3 protein-coding genes, 1 tRNA gene and 1 pseudogene are annotated in these 3,163 nt (G+C 63.3%); 3 read left to right on the top strand and 2 right to left on the bottom strand.

Annotated elements, in window-relative coordinates:
• The 3 genes and pseudogenes from VKZ87_RS15605 to VKZ87_RS15595 all read left to right on the top strand — a co-directional run.
• A pseudogene (locus VKZ87_RS15605) lies at positions 1 to 226 on the top strand (hypothetical protein); the annotation flags it as partial.
• Positions 227 to 230: 4 nt separating this feature from the next.
• The gene (locus VKZ87_RS15600) at positions 231 to 893 is read left to right on the top strand and encodes a phosphoribosylanthranilate isomerase (protein WP_324222187.1); all 663 of its coding nucleotides are present in this window, start codon (positions 231 to 233) and stop codon (positions 891 to 893) included.
• Between the two features lie 27 nt (positions 894 to 920).
• Positions 921 to 997, top strand: a tRNA-Val gene (locus VKZ87_RS15595).
• Between the two features lie 200 nt (positions 998 to 1,197).
• Here the strand turns inward: VKZ87_RS15595 and VKZ87_RS15590 are convergent.
• Both VKZ87_RS15590 and VKZ87_RS15585 read right to left on the bottom strand, forming a co-directional pair.
• Complete coding sequence (locus tag VKZ87_RS15590; RefSeq protein WP_324222186.1) at positions 1,198 to 2,319, bottom strand: Hint domain-containing protein; 1,122 nt, start codon at positions 2,317 to 2,319, stop codon at positions 1,198 to 1,200.
• Between the two features lie 399 nt (positions 2,320 to 2,718).
• Positions 2,719 to 3,163, bottom strand: a 445-nt coding sequence (locus tag VKZ87_RS15585; protein ID WP_324222185.1) for a hypothetical protein, incomplete at its 5' end; no start/stop codon positions are given.

Below are 3,163 nucleotides of genomic sequence, written 5' to 3'. Positions count from 1 at the left end.
CATCGAGCCGGTGACCACCGGCCAGATCTACTGGGGCTCGGTGCCGTTCATCGTGATCCAGCTGCTGATGGTGGCCGCGGTCATGCTGTTCCCCGGCCTGGTCATGCACTACAAGGCTGGCCAGTCCACCGTCGATCCCAGTACTATCAAGATCGAGATCGACAACACCTACGGCACCAGCATCTACGGCGACAGCGCGGCCGATCCGGCCGCCGCCTTCAAATAGCATCATGCGTACACGCGTCAAGATCTGCGGTCTGACCCGCGCAGCAGACATCGCCTCGGCCGTGCAGGCCGGGGCGGACGCGATCGGCTTCGTGTTCTATCCGGGCAGCAAGCGCTATGTCACGCCGGCCCAGGCCGCGCAGTTGCGCCGCACGGTGCCGGCCTTCGTCGACGTGGTGGCCCTGTTCGTCAACCCCGAGCCGGCCGAGGTGCGCGCGGTGCTGGAGCAGGTCGGGCCCGACCTGCTGCAGTTCCACGGCGACGAAGCCCCGCAGGAATGCGAGCGCCACGGCGCCCGCTACATGCGGGCGTTCCGCGCCGGCGCCCCGGGGCTGGATACCCCCGACACGCTGGCGGCCGCGTGCCGCGCCTACGGGCAGGCGGCCGCCTGGCTGTTCGACAGCTATAGCGCGGGCTACGGCGGCAGCGGCCAGGCCTTCGACCACGCGCTCCTGGGCAGTGTGCAAGCCGACCCAGCGGCGCGGCCGCTCGTCCTGTCCGGCGGCCTGAACGCCGCCAATGTAGGCGCCACCATCCAGGCGATCCGTCCCTGGGCGGTGGACGTCAGCAGCGGCGTGGAAACGGCTCCCGGCCTGAAGTCGGCGGACAAGATCCGCGCGCTGGTCGAGGCCGTCCGTCAGGCCGACGAACGCTTGCGCGACGAATAAAAGCCCTATATAATCTTTCTTCTTTGCAGGCGGTTAGCTCAGATGGTTAGAGCGCTACGTTGACATCGTAGAGGTCGTTGGTTCGATTCCAATACCGCCTACCAGAATACTTGCAGTGCCGCGCCCGGCACGGCCAAGAAAGCCGCCTAAGTCGTTGACCTAGGCGGCTTTTTTCTTGCCGGGCATTGCCAATCGCGCCCAACCCGCGGACATCGGCGCCGGGGCATCGGATCCCATGATCGTGAGCGCCGGCGCCCGGCGCTCATCCACGGTGGGCTGGGCACATTCGGCCTGCGAGCGGCCGTCAGGCCGCAGCCGAGTTCTCGGCTTCGCCGCCAATGGCCGCCGCGCGTTCGGCGAGCCTGGCGCGGACCTGTTCAACCACCTCCGGAGCGGCCCGCTCGAAACCGGGACGTGGCGCGAGCCGGCGTTTGCGGTCGGCCGGCATGAGCGAGGTGACATCCACGTTGTGAAAGAAATCGCGATTGCCGCCGTCCGCCCAGGACTCGGAATGCATACCGTGGGCGAGGATCATGTCGAACTGGTCGAGTTCGACATGATAGTAGGAAAGCGTGGTCATGCTTCTGTCAACGGCGATGCTGATGCCATTGACCAAGTCTTTCGCCCGGATCAGCACGCCGCCGATATACAAATGATGCCACGGCGAGACACGCAGGTCGCGATATGGAACGTTGTCGTCGATGGCATTGCGCCGGATGACGATGGGGAAGGACTCGTCACGGCGATCCTTCGGGATGCTGCGAACGAGATCGTGACGATAGCCGATCCACCGCACTTCACGCACGCCGCTGAGGCAGAGGACCTTGTCGCCGATTTTGAGGCTCTGCACTGCCACCTCTCCCCGGTCCGTGCTGATCAACGTGCCCCGCAGGAAGCAGACAGCCGGACCGGCGTAGACACCATCGGAGAGAATCGTGCCGTCCTCGTTCAGTTGCAGGCTGCCGGCAGGAAGCGCGGCGCCGTCGGCCCCGGCCACGGGCGAGATGGGGATGGAGTGGGTTGTCGAGCCGCCAGGCGGATCGCCGATGGGCGTCAGGCTGACTGTGAGCGTTGTGCCGGAATAAGCAAAATCGGAAATGAAATATCCGTCTGGGGCAATGATCCCGTCGCCCTGTTCCATGCCGGTAATCTGCATCCCGTTTACACCATAATTGGTGTAATTTGCCTCGGACAGCCGCAGGCTATTGGCTCCTTCCCCAAATACTACCGTCTGGGGCGCCGCATTGCCAGAAACGGTCAATGCGGAATTGTTCAGCTCAAGCGTATCGTTGCCGCCGGTCTGGTTGAGTATCACGTGAGCGTCATGGACATACAGCGTCTGCGAACCGCCGGTGAGGCTGACCGTCACGCTTGAATTGGCCAGGGTGCCATCTCCCTGAATGGTGTCTTCTTCTGCACCGGGCAAGATCAGAGGTCGGGCCCTCCAGGGTAAGTATACGTAGCCATGAGCACTCCGCGCGTTGCCTGTCGACGTTACTGCTTTGAAGCTAAAACCCTGCGTTCAGCTGATCGTAATCTGTCACTTCCCCGTGCTCAAGATCTTGAACAGGGCTTTTGCGCGACAAATTATTTCAGCGCTGACGGTTGGCGCGGCCAGTTGTCCAGGCCGGGCTGCGGAATGCCGGCAATGCTTCTTCGATCGCCCCGCGTTTTCAGGGTTAGACAGTGGTTGCGCATTGGCCGGATGAAAGACACGCATAGGCGCGCGCGGTGCCATTGGCGGGCATCACGCCTCTACATGAATCAAAGGTTGCAAAGCGGTTTCCGGTCAAATATTGTCAACCATGCCGCCTGGGTCACGCATTCACTGCGGAACTGGCACCGTCACCGACCCCTGTGCCGAGAACGGATCCTTCAGGTCAATGCGGATCTCCGGATCGTCGGTTTGTTCGGGCAACGTAAACGTCGCCGAAGCGGTGGGCGTGTAGCCGGTTCGCGCGGTGACCTTCTGGTTCGCCAGCAAAGCGAATGAATACTGGAAATCCGCAGATTTCCCCAGGCTGGCCGACGGCGTGGCATTGACCGTCAGCTCTGCGCCATGACGGGTGAACTTCACGTCCAGTTCGGAGGGCCGGGGCGGCGCCACCGCGAGCCACCGGTGGCTCGCAGCAAACCGGGCCTGGGCCAGGTAGCCTTCAGCGATTGCAGGCAGCGTTTCTTCGTTCGAGATCTTCTGGATGAGCGTATCGAGCGCGGCGCCGGGCGGCCCGACATGGCCCTTTCCCCATGAGCCCGGCAGAAAGACGATA

The organism is Ferrovibrio sp. (genome assembly GCF_035304305.1).
GTDB lineage: Bacteria > Pseudomonadota > Alphaproteobacteria > Ferrovibrionales > Ferrovibrionaceae > Ferrovibrio.
The sequence above is the reverse complement of the archived record's forward strand: the minus strand, read 5'-3'. Positions and strand labels throughout refer to the sequence as shown.

What these genes read in the sequence shown, in the direction of transcription:
- VKZ87_RS15600 (WP_324222187.1), top strand. Translation starts at nt 231, where the DNA reads ATGCGTACACGCGTCAAGATCTGCGGTCTGACCCGCGCAGCAGACATC.